General features: G+C 32.5%; 17 protein-coding genes and 1 pseudogene. 4 read left to right on the forward strand and 14 right to left on the reverse strand.

Translation table 11 applies throughout. From position 1 onward, the window contains the following. Positions 1-396 (forward strand): annotated as a pseudogene (locus ACLOR3_RS01385) (DUF1269 domain-containing protein); the annotation flags it as partial. Positions 397-640: 244 nt separating this feature from the next. Continuing rightward, a complete protein-coding gene (locus tag ACLOR3_RS01390) occupies positions 641-862 on the forward strand; it encodes a tyrosine-type recombinase/integrase (RefSeq protein WP_002893762.1) in 222 nt (73 codons plus the stop codon). Positions 863-1,255: 393 nt separating this feature from the next. Here ACLOR3_RS01390 and ACLOR3_RS01395 read toward each other — a convergent pair whose 3' ends face one another. Together ACLOR3_RS01395 and ACLOR3_RS01400 are read right to left on the reverse strand one after the other, a co-directional pair. Further along, a complete protein-coding gene (locus ACLOR3_RS01395; RefSeq protein WP_411400223.1) occupies positions 1,256-2,155 on the reverse strand; it encodes a ribonuclease D in 900 nt (299 codons plus the stop codon). Between the two features lie 271 nt (positions 2,156-2,426). After that, positions 2,427-2,645 (reverse strand): HAD family hydrolase, encoded by a 219-nt coding sequence (locus ACLOR3_RS01400; RefSeq protein WP_411400052.1) that lies wholly within the window; start codon positions 2,643-2,645, stop codon positions 2,427-2,429. A 323-nt stretch (positions 2,646-2,968) separates the two neighbouring features. Here ACLOR3_RS01400 and ACLOR3_RS01405 point away from each other — a divergent pair, with 323 nt between their 5' ends. Then, the gene (locus ACLOR3_RS01405; RefSeq protein WP_411400053.1) at positions 2,969-3,331 is read left to right on the forward strand and encodes a hypothetical protein; all 363 of its coding nucleotides are present in this window, start codon (positions 2,969-2,971) and stop codon (positions 3,329-3,331) included. Positions 3,332-3,485: 154 nt separating this feature from the next. Next, positions 3,486-3,683 (forward strand): hypothetical protein, encoded by a 198-nt coding sequence (locus ACLOR3_RS01410; protein ID WP_412036920.1) that lies wholly within the window; start codon positions 3,486-3,488, stop codon positions 3,681-3,683. Between the two features lie 157 nt (positions 3,684-3,840). Here the strand turns inward: ACLOR3_RS01410 and ACLOR3_RS01415 are convergent, their stop codons facing one another. The 12 genes from ACLOR3_RS01415 to ACLOR3_RS01470 all read right to left on the reverse strand — a co-directional run bounded on the left by ACLOR3_RS01415 (position 3,841) and on the right by ACLOR3_RS01470 (position 18,556). Further along, positions 3,841-5,112 carry a hypothetical protein gene (locus ACLOR3_RS01415; protein WP_411400054.1) on the reverse strand — a complete coding sequence of 424 codons (1,272 nt, stop codon included), beginning with the start codon at positions 5,110-5,112 and terminating at the stop codon, positions 3,841-3,843. A gap of 63 nt (positions 5,113-5,175) precedes the next feature. Next, positions 5,176-5,427, reverse strand: coding sequence for a hypothetical protein (locus ACLOR3_RS01420; protein ID WP_411400055.1), 252 nt, complete (start codon positions 5,425-5,427; stop codon positions 5,176-5,178). Between the two features lie 48 nt (positions 5,428-5,475). Beyond that, positions 5,476-6,147 carry a PIN domain-containing protein gene (locus ACLOR3_RS01425; protein WP_411400056.1) on the reverse strand — a complete coding sequence of 224 codons (672 nt, stop codon included), beginning with the start codon at positions 6,145-6,147 and terminating at the stop codon, positions 5,476-5,478. Positions 6,148-6,237: 90 nt separating this feature from the next. Further along, a complete protein-coding gene (locus ACLOR3_RS01430; RefSeq protein WP_411400057.1) occupies positions 6,238-7,812 on the reverse strand; it encodes a hypothetical protein in 1,575 nt (524 codons plus the stop codon). A gap of 539 nt (positions 7,813-8,351) precedes the next feature. After that, complete coding sequence (locus ACLOR3_RS01435) at positions 8,352-11,264, reverse strand: type I restriction endonuclease subunit R (RefSeq protein ID WP_411400058.1); 2,913 nt, start codon at positions 11,262-11,264, stop codon at positions 8,352-8,354. Positions 11,265-11,275: 11 nt separating this feature from the next. Then, positions 11,276-12,637: a restriction endonuclease subunit S gene (locus ACLOR3_RS01440; protein ID WP_411400059.1), complete on the reverse strand. Its 1,362-nt coding sequence runs from the start codon at positions 12,635-12,637 to the stop codon at positions 11,276-11,278. Then, positions 12,630-14,807, reverse strand: coding sequence for a type I restriction-modification system subunit M (locus ACLOR3_RS01445; RefSeq protein WP_411400060.1), 2,178 nt, complete (start codon positions 14,805-14,807; stop codon positions 12,630-12,632). Before ACLOR3_RS01445 ends, ACLOR3_RS01440 begins: the two co-directional genes overlap by 8 nt. Then, a complete protein-coding gene (locus ACLOR3_RS01450; RefSeq protein ID WP_411400061.1) occupies positions 14,808-15,026 on the reverse strand; it encodes a helix-turn-helix domain-containing protein in 219 nt (72 codons plus the stop codon). 622 nt (positions 15,027-15,648) lie between these two features. Continuing rightward, complete coding sequence (locus ACLOR3_RS01455) at positions 15,649-16,332, reverse strand: helix-turn-helix domain-containing protein (protein WP_411400062.1); 684 nt, start codon at positions 16,330-16,332, stop codon at positions 15,649-15,651. Positions 16,333-16,341: 9 nt separating this feature from the next. Beyond that, positions 16,342-17,202 carry an ImmA/IrrE family metallo-endopeptidase gene (locus ACLOR3_RS01460; RefSeq protein ID WP_411400063.1) on the reverse strand — a complete coding sequence of 287 codons (861 nt, stop codon included), beginning with the start codon at positions 17,200-17,202 and terminating at the stop codon, positions 16,342-16,344. Positions 17,203-17,286: 84 nt separating this feature from the next. Beyond that, positions 17,287-18,372 carry a hypothetical protein gene (locus ACLOR3_RS01465; RefSeq protein WP_411400064.1) on the reverse strand — a complete coding sequence of 362 codons (1,086 nt, stop codon included), beginning with the start codon at positions 18,370-18,372 and terminating at the stop codon, positions 17,287-17,289. Next, complete coding sequence (locus tag ACLOR3_RS01470) at positions 18,356-18,556, reverse strand: hypothetical protein (protein ID WP_411400065.1); 201 nt, start codon at positions 18,554-18,556, stop codon at positions 18,356-18,358. Before ACLOR3_RS01470 ends, ACLOR3_RS01465 begins: the two co-directional genes overlap by 17 nt. Between the last annotated feature and the right edge of the window lie 25 nt (positions 18,557-18,581).

Below are 18,581 nucleotides of genomic sequence, written 5' to 3' on the forward strand. Positions count from 1 at the left end.
ATCGGGCTTTTGGGTGGTCCTATCGGCGTCTTGTTTGGTTATGGTATTGGTAGCCTCTATGGTTTGGCTGCTGGTGATACCGTTGATACGGCAGAAGCTGGCTTGATTGACGTTGTGTCTCAAAAATTGATCGACGGCGAAACAGCCGTTGTCGCCTTGGTGCAAGAAAACAACGAAGCAGTCATCGATGCTTACTTCACCAAGTACGACACCCAAATCGTGCGTTGGGATGTAGCAACCGTCGTAGCCGAAATCGAAGCAGCTCTGCAAGTCCAAGAAGACCTCTACAACCAGGCACGTGCACAAATGAAGGCTGAACGTAAAGCCGAACGCAAGGCTAAACTTGAAGAATTCAAGGCAAATGTCAAAGCAAAATTTGACAAATTGAAAGCCTAACGTCTAAGCGTCTCATAAATTTAAATGTGACTGAGACGCCATTTAAAATTTATGTGCGTCGGATTCTCACAGTTAAATAATTGCGTTGACAAAGCCGTTACAGCCGTTCTTCCATTCTTTGAAAAGAATGTTTAATAGACAAGAAATCTGGACTAGTATTGGTCTGGATTTTTTTGTGAATATAGAGGTCATAGCTTTTTGACTATGCTTCGTTATAATTAGAAAAATTTTAAGTTTTATCAAGATGAAATCAGTCAGACGAAGACATCCCGAATTAGCACCAGCATCACCACACAAACTAAGACATACTGGTGCTACTCTTGCTAAACAAGCAGGTGTTTCTCTTGAAGCCTTCTCAGAAGCTCTTACTCATAGTGATAAAGAGATTACAAAAACTTACGTTAATATCAAAGATAAAGTCAATCAGACTGTAGGTGATATTGCTTTTCGTAGTTTAAAAAATTGATGGGGTGAATATGGGGTGAATTTTGATTTTTTGAAACAAAAAAGACATCCAAGAAATAATTCTTGAATGTCTGTAAACGTTGATATAATCGTATTGATTAACGTTTTGAGAATTGTGATGCTTTACGAGCTTTCTTAAGACCTGGTTTGGAAAGTATGAGTTTCAGTTGGATTAAAAACAGCGTAATATCACGGCTTTTCAGAACGATATCTACTGATTAATTTCATAAAAATTAAATCAATATTTTTTAAACGGGGGAATAGTTTAGGTCTGTAAGACTTAACTTATACACTTACAAGGTTTATTCTGATCTACTTTATAACTGTCTACGAAAAAAAGATAGAGATTAAAAAATAGAAGAAATTCAGCAATCAAAATTGCTACCTCTTCATCTTAATCAGTCTCACTATTAAATAAATCTTCCCACTGAGTGATAGATGCTGGTAGGATTAACTTATTCTTCTCATAGAAATCTAACAAATCGTTTTCCCCTATCCTAACTACATTTTCAATCTTATCTAAATTTATCACTCTTGGTGCATATAAATATACTAGATATCCTTCATCTACATATTGTTTAAATTCTAAAGCATCAAGTTCCTTTGCCTTCTTGCCTTTCACTTGAACTACTGCTTTTCTTGGGTTATCAATTTCTCTTGAGATCAATTCACATTCAATTTTTATAGTTGTTGACTTCTTTGCAATTGAATTAGAAAGGACATAATAGTTTTCCTTAATTTGAAGATATGAGATGACAAGTTCTTCTAAATCAAATTCAGGCAGATTATCGAGAAGACCTCCACTATAGGTTGTTACCTCAAAATGATTCTTTTTCGAAAATTTATTAAATATCAATTTCGAATATTCTATTATGCTTTTATCACGTATCCTCTCAATGGTACCGCCAAGAGGCCTATTAAACGATGATTTTATCTGTCCAGGAACTTGCATTCCCACATTAAATGCATCAACTGGGATAACTGAACCAATATCCAAATGAGTATCGCAAACTACTATAGCTGGAGATTTTACTTTACATATCCAGTAATTTCCACTTAAATCTCTGGTCCAGAATAAATCATCTATCTTAGCATCTCTAAAAACATTTATTGCTGAATTTGCTTTACCATTCTTTTTTTTAATACGATTATAGTATTCTTGAAAATCATCTAATTTAATATCTTCGCTCAACCAACTCCAACCAATCGCAACATACTGTTCACAATTATTTAAACAAAAATCAATTAACTCTTTTCTAATGTTATCGTCTCTTTTTAAGTGTATTCTAGCCACATAATCCAATTTATCACCATACTTTCTCTATTAATTTGTACGAGAATTATCAAATGCCTTTTTAATAAATTCTGAGTATACCTTTTATTAAACTCATATATAAAATTACACTTCTTCTGTGTCTTCAGAACCACACCATCGGCATTTTTGATAGTTATCTGTTTCATCAACATCATAACTGTAGTAACCTAGACATTCCTTACAATAACGATCAATTTCCATATTATTATCCTCCGTCTATGCTTTAAGATCTATACTTTACTAATATCAGTCATAGAATAAATAACATCCTTACGTTCAACAACAACATTACATTCCACTCGCTCTTTTTTAGTTTATCCAGTAACTTTTGATTTGGATTTATAGCTGTAGGATGACCAGTCATTTGAAGCATTGTAAAGTCACCTGTTGTATCTCCATAAGAATAAGAATTCTCTAAATCAAAAGGCAACTCTTCTAAAATTTTCTTTTTAGAATCCGCATCCCACATAGGGATTACTTCTCCACTGTACTTGTTTCCATCATTTAAGTATTGGGATGCAAACCATAAATCTTTCCTCTCTTAATTTGCTAATAATCTTTTTGTAACTTTATTATAACACTAACTATAGACAAATCATGTCCACAGTTATAAAAATGGTTAACTTTTTTTATCATTATTTAAAATAACTTTCCGAAAAACAAGTATTTTCCCGAAAGTTTATTATTTGCTGTTATAATAGACATTTCTATATTTTTCCGTTATAACAGACACTGACATACTCTTGTAATATTATTTTGGTATAATTAAAATTATAGAAGGAGGCAAATATTATGAGAAAATTAATAGGTATACTACTACTTTCATTATCAATTATTACGTTAATTGCTTGCTCTAAAAATAACTACCAATCTTTAGATGGTGAGTATTATTGGATCTCAAGTGAAAGAAACGAGTTAGCGTTTACTATTAAAGGAGATAATGCTTCCATTGAGCATGGAGAAGCCGATAGCTTTACCATTAACAAACAAAAGAATACGATCGAATTAACTGGACAAAATATTGCAAGTCGAACAGAAGAATATTTATTTAAAGATGGTGTCTTTTCGGTTGACATTAGCGGAGTTAAACACGACTATTATCTTAAAGGTAGCGGAGCATATAAAAACGCTCTAAAACAATATGGATATAAATAACATCATTCACACCTATTTTACCAAATAGGTGTTTTTTTGTGCTAAATAGATTACTTCAAAAACTTCTAAGCTTATTATTAACCGAATAGCTTATATTTCATGCAAATTAGCTCAATCAAAAAGATTGGATTACATTTTATTATACAATGGTTTCATGAATAATTTAAAAGAAACAAATATTAGAAAAGCCATTTGGCATATTAGACGTCACCTAAACGAACTATTAAACTCTCAAGATGAAAAATATAGAAAACATGAAATGTTTCATCTAAAATCTAGTATTGAATGTTTAGAACGTGTAATGAACAATGAAAAACCCTATCCACCAATGGATAGGGAAGATGTGTTTTAATTGTTTACAACCTTCTAAAAAAACATTTTGAAAAGTGTTGCTTTCATAATTTGAAAAAATGCTATATATTAATCTTCAGCTAACTTTCTTATGCTTGTTTAATTCAAAATGATGAATTTTCTTATACAAAGACGAGAAAAACTAAATTCCTAAAAGCTTAGTATTCATTAACCCATGTCTGACCATCCTCTAATTTAAAACCGTTAGCCTCAGCAGTTGCAATCTTTTCAGCAGAAGCATTTTGTCCTTCAGGTAAGTTTCTAATATGCTTACTAGCGTGATGAGAAAATAATGACTCTGTATCATTGAAGGTTTGATCTAAGTTAGAGTCAAACATATTTTCACAACTATTGCTTTCATAAGATTCGTCTCTGTTCGAACTGTTATTAGAAATTGCGCCAACAAGAGTTGCGCCTATTGCAAGTGCTACCTCCGGGTGCTCTATCGTAAATTTTATAGCATTTCCAATAGCTTTCTTACCAAATTTAATCCCTTCACTACCTAGCTCTTTAGCACCATTCCATATTTTTTTGATTTTGCTCTTTCTAATTATAGAACTAGAGTTCTTAAAACCTTCACTTTCAGACATTGCATCAATCGACTCAATACTATTATCTACTACACTGCTATCTTCAAATTCTGTTTTAAATAGATTTGTCGATTTACTTGAAAATACTGACCAATCATAAGTTTGATTAATAGACATAATTTGGCTATATAATTTAGCTTTTATATTATTTACATTAATATCTTTAATGCTAAGGTCACTTTCAATACTTGGATAAACTTCAAATTCTAAGAGCTTTAAATAATCAGCAATCACCCTTAGAATATCTTCCTTATTCCAAGTCGTTGCTATTGCCTGTTTTTTAGGAAACTGCATTTTCAGTTCCTCGAATTGCGCTCTTTGTTTTTTAGTTAGCTGTTCCAATCCGTCCTCAGTGGTTAAAATCCCATCTACATCAACCATCGGTATTTCATATCTATTTCGAATTATCTTTTTCCATTGGTTAAAAACATAGGTGCTACTACCACTTTTTACATCTGGACCGGGTACTGCCTTAAAAACATTACCAACCTTTATTATGTGAAGAAGATCAGCTTTCGAAGATGGATCTGGATTAGTAATTGTCATCACAACAGAACCTTTATTTTTAAGCGCGTTGTATTCTGCACAAACTAACCACTCTGTTAATATACCACGAAACAAACTTAAATCATTTCTCCCATTTCTTTCCCTTAACAAAGCTAAACCTTTTGATAAGCTCTGAGGTGTCCTTACAATTTTATCAATCACTTCGTCGGTATAATTTTTAGTTGAATACTTCTTAACAGCATCCTTAACACATTCAATCATTTCCTCGGAAATCACATATTCAGCATTTAGTAAGTCAACAATTTGTTCTCGCTTTTCAATTGACAATTCCATTTTTCCACCCCAAAATTAATTATTCCTTTTCATAGATTATTTAATAAATTTATCAACTCCTCATCATTTATCATTGTTTTCTTCTTTGGCTAAAGTGACAATAGTATATGCATTAACTATCCCTATCTTATACCTCTTGTTAATCATTTTTATTGTATCAGATAAGCTTCCCTCATTATTCTTTATAAAATCAATTTCTTTTCCACCATTATCAATAATATATTGTGTAAATTTGTTTTTTATAATATATTTTTTCCATAATAAATATATAACAAGAAAAATCAATAGAACAATTAAATAAGTTTGAAAGATCATAATACCCTCCTATAATTGAAAAGTCAGCCATGTTATTTGTATGGCTTATTAAATAAATTTTAAAATTTTTGGAGCATAATTAGTGACAACTGCTCCTAGACAAAATCCTGTTAAGACATATAAAATTTTTGATCTTTTTTCTTCAGCGATATTGGTAACCTTTTGTTCTTCGGATAGATTTACTTCTTCTATTTTATCTTTTTCACTAATAACGCGACTTTCAAAATCTGTTTGCCCTTTATGCAACAATCCATCTTGAGAAATATAACATACGGAAATTTTTTCTCCAAAACAAGAATTTAAATTGTTTAAATTATATGTATCTACACTTAACTTTTTGTCGTTAGTAATCAACAACTGGCGATATTTTGTTTTTCCTCTAGTTATTCGAGACAATAGTTCTGAATCCGCAAAAGCACTATTAGCCTCAATATTGTTTAAATTATTATCTTCGAAAATAAAAAGTTCATAATACTCCTTAAAAATCTCAATAACTTTTTGTGCCTTGTATTGTTTAGATTCCATTTTTGATCTTAAATGTTTAACGATTTCTAGACACACTTCTCTAGTTACTAATATTCTTTTGTTATTTTCGATAAAAATCTGAGAGTAACTTTCTAAAAATTTCCTAAGTTCTTCTACGTTCATGAGCGATGACGTATCTATATATATTATATCGTTAAAGCCAATTAATGAATTTACATATTCTAAATTTGTCATTAGAGAGATCCTCCTTAAATTTATGAAATAATTATATTTCATAAACTTAGGAAACACAATAAGTTTTGGGACTTTTCAGTCCCGATCGAATTATTCGTAAATTTTTTTGAAATCTGAAATTTTATGTTTTAGTATTATGACTTCTTCAATATTATTAATCCCTAGTTCAAAGGCTGTAATCAAATCTTCTCTAGTTAAAATCATTTTTTTATTTTCAATTTCAAATATAGCCTCTTCCTTTTTGCAAACTATTTCGACATATTTATTCTCTCCTAAATAAGTGCCTATCTCGATACCGTCACTCAAACCTAACTCTTCTGCAAAAGGATCATATTCTTTGTATACCGGGAATGTATTTTCTTTTTCGAAACACTCAAACTCATTTTCAACTTCAAAAAAATTGAAAATCATATTTGGATCGTCCCCTAATAAATCCTGATAATCACGAATAAATTGCTTCTTATTCTTTATATCATTGAGCAATTCTTCAAGACTTTTTTTCATTTCTGTAAAGTACGATAGATAACTATATTGTACTTCAAAAAAATATTTGTGATTATTTTTAAAGTATTCTTTAATTTCTTCTATAGAGTAGAATATTTTAAGTTCTGATTTATGACCATTTTGCTTATGAGAATAATAATTTTTAAATTCACTTACAGTTAGATATTCTTTCATAAACATACTATTATTTAACACAGAAAATTTAAATTGCCCATTATTAATTTCTGCATAGAAGTATTCATTTCTCTCAGGGATTTTATAATTAAATTGTTCCCCATAGACAACTATACTTTCATCTTTCAATTTTGCACTTTTTCTAAATCCCCAATTTTTAGTATCAAACATAACTTCGTAACATCTACTTAATTCTCGTTTATTTGAATCATCTAAAATAGACTCGTATTTTTTTTCTAGATCTGCTTCCGGCCTTATATATGTTGGAAATCTTTCATCGTATTTTAATTCAAACACATCTTCTGTATTACTTTTTTTTACTAGATGATGTATTTTCTTATTATCCAGAACTTTTATTTGTGTAATCACACTATAGTTATCAGGTTTATAATAAATACCTAATGATGAGTAGTACTTCTCACGTAAGGAATACGCTTCTGAAATAATTTCTTCTATTCTATCATTCGGGGCTATTATGTTAGCCTCTTTGGTTTTTGTTTTATTAGATAGACGTAGCAACGAAAACTCATTTAGTTCTAAGGTATCATTAACTAATTCTACACCCCTACTTATATAGTCACGATCATTTTCTTTTCCTATATTTCCTTCTAAAGCTTGCATAATAAAAAAATCTCTGCACCCTTCAGAAAAATCTAAACCTGGCATATCATCGTAATAAAATAGCGCTTTATTCGTTTCTTCAACTGTGCAAAATAATGCTGCGCAAATAGCAATTATACAGTCCCTAGGTTGATTTGGCTTTCTCTTATTTAATATTTTTCTAAACATTTCATAATCAATGCCTACTCTTTCACTTAATTCTCTCGTTTTCACACGAATTTCGCCACTTTTACTTAATTTTCCATCTGATAAGACTCTAATATAATCAACAAAAGACATATCATGTTCTTTCCTTACAACTTTCTTTGAAGCTATAGGCTCTATCTTCTCATTATTTAAATAAGGAAGTTGTTTATTTTCATTCATTTTATAATTTCCTTTCGGTTTTATAAATTGATTATAGCGTAATTTTTCAATTTAAATAATTATTTTTGGGACTTTTTGACCCCAAAACAATAACGAGGTTATAAATTTTAAATTTAGAACTGACACGAAGTTATCACAAAAATAACTGATATTCAAAAATTGATATTTAGTTAGATTTAAAATGATGGGGATTCGAATAATTAATTTAGCCCAAAATCGATTTTTACCCTTTTCAATCTTCTCAACAAATTTTATCCTCCTATTTTTAAAAAATAAGAACATAAAAAAGCGCAAATTAGTTAAAACTTGCGCTTCTTATAATTGATAAATATTATTAGTTATCTTTCCGAAGAAATTTATATTTTCTGGAAAGTGAATTTTTGTAATAACAGAATTATCTGGGATATCACTGCTATATAATGACTTATTAGATAAATTTAATTCTAGTAATATTTCAAGGTTTTACTACAATGAATTTATTGCTTATTGTTCATTACCTGTTTTGTAATTTTAGCCACAATACAAACTCTTCCTATTTTTTATTTTTTTTTCTTATACTTCTTCATTATTTCATCAAAAATTGTATCATTTAGCCAGTTACTGAAATTAGAATTATTTGTCCATTGACCGAAAAGCTCCATATTGTCCTGCATAATTTTACGAAGGACTTCTCTTAGCGCTGTTTCGTACTCTCGTTTGATATTTTCAAGATCAGAATTGTTCAGAGCGTTTCTAAACTTTTCATTCTTCATCACCATCTCTGGTAGTTCTTTAATTTGACGAGCAACATTATCTTTGTCTTGCCAATCGATATTGCCAAAGATGTCATTAAAAGTTGCAACGATATTTTCAAGTGAATCTAGCTCTAATTGCCCTTTCTTACCAGTACCAATTCCTAATCCTTCAACTGTCCCATCTTCATCTTCTAAGATAATATCCATTGTTTTTTTCTTTTCCAGACGGTAACTTTCCAGATCAATGGAATCCAAGATACCCTGTGAGAAATCCTCTCCTTTAGGTGTTGGTAGCCGATGGATTAACTGCTCGAAGAAAATAACTTTCTTTTCCCATTCCAATTGACCAATCGGCAGAATAGATGCCAGAAAATTGTAGGTTCTAATGAAAGATTTAACCCCACTCTTGAATACCACTTGCTCTTCCTCAGTTAACGCATTATATCGTCCTACAACTGTATCAATGATATTATCAATCATATTTCTTGAATGATTTTCTAAGAATAGTTCTACAACTTTATCTACTTCATCCTCTTCATAAACATACATTCCATCAAGTGTACCTAACAGATTATAAAGTTTGTTTGGGTCAGTTTCTTCTTCCAATTTCGTTTCACGATAATAAGGTTGGAAAGCTTCTTGAATATGTTCTGGTTTGTTTGCAAAGTCAATCACACATGTATCAATTTTATATTTAGCACTTCTATTCAGACGAGATAATGTTTGAACAGCCTTTACGTCATTTAACACCTTGTCAACATACATAGTATGAAGAAGTGGCTCATCATATCCTGTTTGATATTTATCCGCAACAATCAAGAATTTATACTTATCTTCTTTGAATCGTTCTGGTGTTTCTTTATCTGAAAATCCATTCAGACTTGTTTCTGTAACGACCTTACCTTTGTACTCTTTTTCTCCTGAAAAAGCAATTACTGCCTCAAAACCAGTGTTTGAACGTTTCAATATATCGCTAATAATATTATAGTACTCAATAGCACGAAGAATACTCTGCGTTATAATCATCGCTTTTGCTTTCCCATTTATTTTTGGAGCAACCGTAGTCAGAAAATGTTTGACCATTACTTCTGCTTTTTCTCGAATTGGAAACTCTTGCCCCTCAACATAGTTTCTGATTTTATATTGAGATTTCTTTTTGTCAAAATCAGGATTGCTTTCTATAGTTTTATAGACCTTATAATAGTTTTCATAATGCGTATAGTTTTTTAAAACATCTAAAATAAAACCTTCTTCAATCGCTTGTTTCATAGAGTAGAGATCAAAGACACTGCCAAACATTTCAATTGTTTTAGCTTTGGGAGTTGCTGTAAAGGCAAAGAAGCTCGCATTCTCAGGCATCTTTCTTGCTTCAATGAGTTCATTCAAATGATCTTCCATATCTTTATCATCTGTCGAAAGGCCTCCTGAGACTGCCATATTGAGAGAAGCAGCAGCTTTACCACTTTGAGAAGAATGAGCTTCATCAATGATAATCGCAAAGTTTCTTCCTTGTAAGTCTGTTCCAATCTTCTCTAGGAGATAAGGAAACTTTTGCACAGTGGTAATGATGATTTTTTTACCATCCGTCAGAAGGTTTTTCAAATCCGTCGATGAATTAGCATGACCAACAATACTCTTCTCATCAATAAACTTACGAATGTTCGCTTCAATTTGCTTATCTAAATTCAATCGGTCTGTCACAACAATCACAGAGTCAAAAGCCTTCTTATCATTATAGCTCACTTCTACAAGACGATAAGCAAGCCAAGTGATGGAATTACTCTTTCCACTGCCAGTACTATGTTGAATCAAATAACGGTTCCCAACACCATGCTCTTTTACATCCTCTACCAATCGAGTCACTGCTCGATACTGATGATAACGTGGAAAAATCAGTGCCTCAGTATGTTTAACTTTATCCACTGAAATATAAGCGAAGTCACGAATGAGACTTGTTAATGTCTCTTTCTTTAAGAACTCTTTCCAAAGATAGTCTGTCATAGTCCCTGATGGATTAACAGGATTCCCAGACCCTCCAGCTTCTGTTCCTTTGTTAAAAGGCATGAAACGAGTATTTTGGCCATCTATTCTGGTCGTAAAGCTGATGAAGTTCTCATCAACTGCAAAATGTGCCATACATCGTTTAAAGGTAAATAATGTTTCCTTAGCATCACGGTCATTCTTGTATTGTTCTTCAGCATCTTTATATGTCCACCCTGAGCTAGAGGCACGACTCTTAAGCTCCATGGTCATAATTGGCAAACCATTGATCATAATCGCTAGATCCAACTCCAACCCTCGATTCTTGTCAGAATAAGTCAGTTGGTTAGTAACAGCAAAAATATTAGTCTTGAACTCTTCGTATGAGCTTGGTCGCTTAGGATCTAATGCATGATAAAAGATAATCGTCCCTGATGAAGGGTAACACTTAATTCCGTTTTTAAGGACAGATACAATTCCTTTCGTACGAATAGCAAGATCTAGTTGCTTGAAAAATTTATCCTTCCCATTTACTGTATCGAGAGATAAAATCTCATACTCACTTGGTTGTGATTTCTGAATAAACTCTAACAACCTCACTTCATCAAATGCATACTGGCGATTATAAGACGCCTTCATCTCATTAGGATGAATATATATATAGTTGTTCTCTTCCACTAGATAATCAATGATATTGTTTTCTAATTCTGCTTCCATTTTGGTATTTCGTATTCCCATAAAACTTCCTACTATTCTTCTATTTCTTCTTCATCTGTTGAGACGCTCACGTCCACTTTTTCGTATATTGGAATAACGACGTTACGCACGTCAATCTTTCCGGTTACTACCTCAGAGATAAGGGAGTGTTTAAGTGAGCTAAAATAGTTAATTTTAGATTGAAGACTCGCTATTTCACTTTGAAATGTATTAGATAATTCCTCAATAGATTCCACCGTATATTGTTGGTCTTCAATACTCACAACAGGAACTGAAACTTCTTTTAGTATCTCCTGTTTTATTGACACCCTAGTAACTATATTTAATGAATTTATTATTTTTTCTCTTACAATAGCACTATTTAAGTAATATAAAATAAACTTTGCTAAAAAATTATTATTTGCCTTTGGGCGTAATCTTATCGTAAAGCCATTAAATACTGCATTTTCTACCTTATGAAGTGCTAAAGAAACTTTCCCTGCATCTTCAATTCGTTCTGATGTACGAGTGACGAATAAATCTCCTTCATCTATTGAGTAAATTTCTTGTTCCTTTCCATCAGAATTAATACGTCCACCTAATTTTTCTGGAACTATGAGATTATTATAAACGTCTGAATATGTTAAAAAAGGAAATTCTCCATTAGTGTAATCTTTTGAAGTTGAAATTCCATTTTGAAATTCATATAGAAATCTCATTCTTATCTTTGATACACTAACTCTTAATAGATCATCAAAAATTCTATCTACTTTCGTTGAGAGCAATCTTTGTAGCTCTAATATCTTCTCCTTCTCCACAATAATCAACCGATCAATCTCATTGATTTTCCAGTCTAGATAATCAGCAATTTGCTCCTGTTCTACTAATGGGGGGATAAGTAAGAGCTGCGTTTTTAACATATCCCAAGATATTCTCATGCGAACTGTGAAAAGGCGACCATCCTCTGATTCAGACATTTGAATACCTTTCCCTAACCCAACTAAACTTCTTTGAAAATTATAAGTTCTTAAAAGATACTCCATGTATCTAGTAGAAAATAGGTCAAAATTTTGATTTACCAAAGGATAGTATACCGGACTCACTGCACCTAAATAATTGGAAATACCTACTGACCCAGCCACAATATTCATACAGTTAACTAAAATATCTCCGGGATAACAAATATTATAATTCCGTAGGTCTTCTTTCGGTTTATTACCTCCTTTTTCTTTTTTCTCAGAATAGGGTGAAACCCCATACTTCGCACTTAACGAAAGAACCTCTTGTGTGACTATTGGATTATTTTTCTCTTTTCTAAGATTAAATATCCGACTAATTCGGCCAAGTTCCCAATGTTCCGGAACCTTCTCCAGCCAAGGTAGATCAACTTTCTTATACCGTTCGTACTTATTCATACAATCCCTCCAAGATGCTCGCCATCATGCCATCTGATTGTTTTCCTAATTCTTTGATTCGAGCAATAATTGTTTCGACACTTTCTAATTGTTTTGGTTTGTAGAAGTACTTGGTGAAGTTTATCTCATAACCAATTTGTGTCTTTTCTGTATTGACAAAAGCATCTGGATGATATGGTAGCACCTCTTGTGCGATAAAAGCTTCGATACCGCCTTCATAGGTTAGTGGGATGTTTTCTGTATCGGTCAAATTCGTATCAATAATAACATTACCTTTACTATCTGTTTGTACCTCCGCTTTTTCATCAATGATAAGGATAATGTCTAACATGCCTGTTGATAGTGCCTTTGTTAAGCTGGCACCTTTGAGGTTATAAGCTTTAAGAGCTTTAGTGAATTGCTTCTTGAATTTATTATAGTCAAGGTAAAGATATTCTCGCTCAAGCGATTTTAATACATCCAAGTACGCTTTTATGTTCTCAGTATTTTTGAGTTCTGTTAGAGCACCTTTCGTATTTTTAAGTCCACTATTGGATAATTTATCTTTATCGATGTTGCCTTCTAAGACACCAACTGCTGTCAATGTTTCTTCTAATTGTTGAAGATTCGCTTGATTGCAAAGAACAGCTTGTCTAAGCGGACGCTCCACTGTCACCTTGTAGTAACCAAAATCTTCATTATTGAAAATTTTGGAGTATTCACTTTCTTGGAAGTTGAGGTATTCGTCAAGAATGAAAAGACGATTCTCTTCTGAGAGTTCGCAGTTTTTCTTACCAAGGTTCTTCCGTAAGGAAGTCTTAATACTGCTAGCATCGATTAGTTGGATTTTGCCTTTACGCTTTTCTTCTTTACGATTGTTGAGAATCCAGATATGCGTTGTAATTGGTGTGTTATAGAATATGTTCTCTGGTAACTGAATAATAGCTTCGATAAGGTCTTCCTCAATCATATACCGACGGGCATTACTTGCCCCACTACCTGCATCACCCGTGAAGAGCGCTGAACCGTTATGTACTTCGAGAATACGAGATCCTAATGCTGTCTCTTTCATCTTAGCTATATTGTTCAATAAGAATAGCAACTGTCCATCACTGACGTCTGGAAGCATACGAAAGTCTTCTTGTTCTTTATAAGATTTGACAAAACGTGAATCCATCACTCTTTTTTTAGCTTTATCATCTGTCCCTCCACCTAGGATGGTAAGATCTGTTTTCCAGTTCTTCCCATATGGTGGATTTGATAGCATAAAGTCAAAATGCTCTCCCGAAGTTTGGTCATAAGATAGGGTAGAACCATAGAAGACTTTATTTGCATTGGTGTCCCCACCCTTGATTAGCAAGTCAGCTTTAGAGATAGCATAAGTTTCTGGATTGACCTCTTGTCCAAACATGTGAATTGAGAGAGACTTACCTGCTTCTTGAGCAAAAGTCTGAAGTTTTTCTTCTGCTACTGTAGCCATTCCAAGTGTTCCACAGGCCCCATCATAGATAGAATATGTCCCATCTTTCAACTTATCAAGAATCGGTACAACAGCGATATCAGCCATCAATTCAATAACATCACGAGGAGTGAAGTGCTCTCCTGCTTCTTCGTTATTTTCCTCGTTAAACTTACGAATCAACTCTTCAAAAAGTGTTCCCATAGCATGGTTATCTAACCCTTTTTTTATTACTTCACCCTGTGAATTCACCTCATCATAAGGACTAAGATTCAATTCAGACGATGTAAATTTTTCAATGACAGAACCTAAGATGCCTGCTTCCGTCATCTTAGTTAGCTGATTATTGAAGTCAAACTTCTGTAAGATCTCCTTTACGTTTTCTGAGAACCCATTTAAATATTCTTCAAAATTCTTCTTAAGATTTTGACGGTTCGTTTCGTGCTTTAAATCTTTCAACTGAAATTGTGATGTATTGTAGAAGGGTAAGTTCACAGCTGTTGCTAATGTTTTTTCAACATCCCACCCTTCTTTTTCTGCTATCTCTTTAACTTTCATAATATTCACTTTTTCTTTTTCGATAATAGTATCAAAACGGCGAATAACAGTCATCGGAAGAATAACATCACGGTACTTCCCTCGAACGTAGACATCTCGCAAACAATCATCTGCAACAGACCAGATGAAACTAACAAGTTTATTGTACTCCAATGCACTATATGAACTATCCATTTAATTATCCTCCAAAATAAATTTTTCAATCGTAATGATATCTCCAATATCACTGTCTAGTTCCCTACAAATTTTTCCAAGAACTACTAGGGAAACAGACTCCCCTTTTACCATTTTTGAAATCGTTGTTGGTGAGATCCCAGTTTTATCCATTAGATCTTTCTTTTTCATATTTTTATCAATTAATATTTTCCACAACCCATTGTAATTAAACTTCATTATTAAAACTCCTAGCTCCATATTCATGTAGTTTAACTATATAATATCATAATTTAATAATCATTACTCAATAAAAAATAGAGCAACTCTAAGACTACAATCTCAACATCCCAACAGTCTAGTCTTCTGACAAATTTCCTTTTGGATTTTTGCGGACACAAAATCCAACTCATTTTTAGGAGATATATCCTTATCAGAAATGAAGGAGATTAACGTCGAACTCAAGTTCAAAAAAACTTCATCAATAGAGTAGGTATAAATGTCTTTTGGTCTACCTTAATCATTTAGAACCTTTTGTCTCTACTTATTAATCTTGATATACTCATCCATCTGTGGTGGTGCAACACCTGTCACCTTTGTCCAGTCTTAAATATAGCAAGCATATTCGAGAGTTATTGATACTTCTTACATTTTCGCACATTAGATTTTCCAAATCCCTTCTTGAACATAGCATACGATAATAAAATAGCAACCTGCTTAATTACCTACTCAGCTCATAAAACAAAGAGACGTTTTTATATAATGCACGCCTCTCTCTACATTCAACACTAACATAGAACAACTTCATATTAAAAAGGCATGTAACTCGAGATACTATTGAATAACCACAGTTCCCTATAAACTAATCCTCCAAAGGCATGAAATTTCCCACAATCGGACCGATGATACGAGGCTCATCTTCGTAAGGAGCTAGCATATCCGTATACTTAGGATTGATAGAAACTAACCGTAAACCTTCCTCTTCACGGTAGACACGTTTGATATAAGTCTTACCATTCCAAACAACCGCATAGACAGCTCCATCATAATCAAAACCCGTTTCTCGAATCAGGGCGACAGAGCCATTTTTATACTTGGGCTCCATGGAATCCCCTGATACCCAAGAAGCAAAGTCATGAGCCAATTCTTCGGTGAAATAAACCGTATCATAGTTTTTATCATCGTAGATAGCAGATCCAATACCAGCAGACATTTCTTCGTAAACACGGTATGCAATCCGTTTTTCTGCGATAGAAACAATTCTTCTCTGCTCGTTTTCTGCTAAAACTTTAACATAGTGAGTTGCCTTTTCTTTATTTCCAGGAGACAAAGTGTTGTAATAACGCACAATATCAATCTCAGTAAAATAGCCTTTAGGCACTTTCAATAATTTCTCCAACAAAGCAACCTTTTCAGTAGACGGTTCTTTTACCCCACGTTCCCAATTCGATACCGCTGGAATGGAAATCCCTAGCTTATCTGCCAGATCACACTGTGTCATTTGTAACTCTTTACGCCTTGCTTTTAATTTCTCTGGTTGATACATTCTCTCACCTCAAATCAATAATAATTTAAATTCTGCTTTCTTTTTGGCTTGCTCTTCAGATAATTTATTTTTATCCCAAGCATAAGCAATACTTTTTCCTCTGTTATATAGCAACCAAACCTTGATATACTTTGCCTTATCTGTAATCTCTGACCAAATCTCTTGATTCAATAGTTCAGACACTTCTTCACTGGTTACAATACTACTCTTGCTCAATTTCTGAATAACTACATCAACAGGGGAGGGTCGATACTGATTAAAGTCATCCGCAATTTGATCTTTTATCTTATGAAAACAATGATGAATAGTGGCATTTTGACCATCAATGTACTCATCGATTACTCGTCTAATTTCTGTTTCCAATTCAAGATGATATTCCCTTAGCAGGTCAATAAGACGGTACGCAAGAGCCTCTTTAGACACTCCCAATGAGACCTGGACTTCCTCAAAAGTATAGCAAGCATAATAAATTTTAGAAAGAAGAACAATATCAGGCATAAGGATAAATGCCGAAAAAATGTTGGCTTCCCGTTCAATATGACTGTCCTGATTATCTACTGACTCAGAAAAATACCCACTTTCATGTTTTAAAAGAAAGTGTCCTAGCTCATGGCAAAGCGTAAAATTTTGTTTCGTAATAGGATTCTCCTGTTCATATGAAATACTAACACCTAGTTCATCAATTATTGTCAATCCCTCTATCTTTCGACCTGAAAAGTGGTGGGGAAGTACCAAGATTTTATTTTCATCTACATAATAGTCAAAGAAAAAACGAAAAGTGTATTTCAATAAGGGAATATCTTGATTCTTCATCAACTGATAAAGAAATTGCTTGGCTTTTTGTTGAGTTTCTACATACAAATCTTCCAACTTGTACCTCCTTTTTCTTTGGAAATACAAAATTTAACCAAATAGGTTAAATTTATTATACAAAAAAAAGTAGACGACTGTCTACTAAAATTTAATTTTGGAAAATCGTTCTGCTCCAGAATACTTATTGAAAACTAGAGATTTTTCCATAGTTTTAATGACATCTGGTGTATATTCAAATTCTTTTACATTTAGATTATGATTCTTAACAAATTGATAAAAATGCCCAAAATAACAAGTGTTTTCCTGAATGTATTGAGGAATACGTATTAATAATTTATTCTGGGTATTATTCTTAATGACTTTTTTATCACTCTTCAAAGTTACTTTATATGATAACTCACAATCCTCATCAACAAATAGTGTAAATCCGATTGTAGAATTATTTTTTATTTCTAGGGAGCAGTTTTTCCCTATTTTTTTATTTCTATTACTTAAATTGAAAAAAGGAACATCACGGGGGACAGTAATGCCTGCTGCACCTCGAGGATGATTTTTAAATCTCCCTGTTTCTCTATCAAATAATATTAACAAAGGCGATAAGTTCTTTATTTTAGATTCATTTGTAGAGGAAACGTCTACCACAAGACCTAAATAATCTTCATTCGCATTAAAATTATTATGATAATCAGAGACATCAAGAATCCAATGACTATTGACATTCCCGGAGTTGATTAATCTTTCTTCAATATCGAAATCACCTAAAAATACATCTTCAAATGTTTCTTTTTTTCTCGCAAACACTTTGATAGATAGTCGTTTAGTTTTACCTGCCGAATTACCATTATTATAAGCTATTAATAAGAATTTCTGACTATCTTCATAAAATCCACCATCGTATTTGATATCTGAAACCTCAAGCAATCTTTTTTTTATTTTAGATAACCTAATATAGGTAATCACTTGTTCGTTAACACTTTCAACTGTAAGTTCGTGATAAATATAGTTTGAATAAAAATTTGTTGAATTTTCGACTTTTTCCAATGTACCATATTTGCCATTGACATTATATATTACATTTGATACAACCTTTATACTTTTTCTAGTATCATATTTGTTCTTAAAAACATATAGTAGAAAAGGGGCTAAACACACAGTTATAAGAATAGAAATAAATGAACCTGTGTTTTGATTTACCCAGTTTACAATATTATTAATTAGTGAATCCATATTTAATTTCTTCCATCTTCCCCTCAAAAAATTGTGGTATTTTCACCACATAGTTAAAGCTAGTATTCCCAAGATCTTCTTTTTCCCATATTATGATACTTCTTTCAGAGACATCGAGTTCTTTTGATAATTGAACTCCTATGATACCTTTTACTTTCCTTAAATATTTTAAAGTAGCTTCCAAAAAGTTTACCCTTTCCAAGATGTTT

Source organism: Streptococcus intestinihominis (genome assembly GCF_046824975.1).
Taxonomy (GTDB): Bacteria; Bacillota; Bacilli; order Lactobacillales; family Streptococcaceae; genus Streptococcus.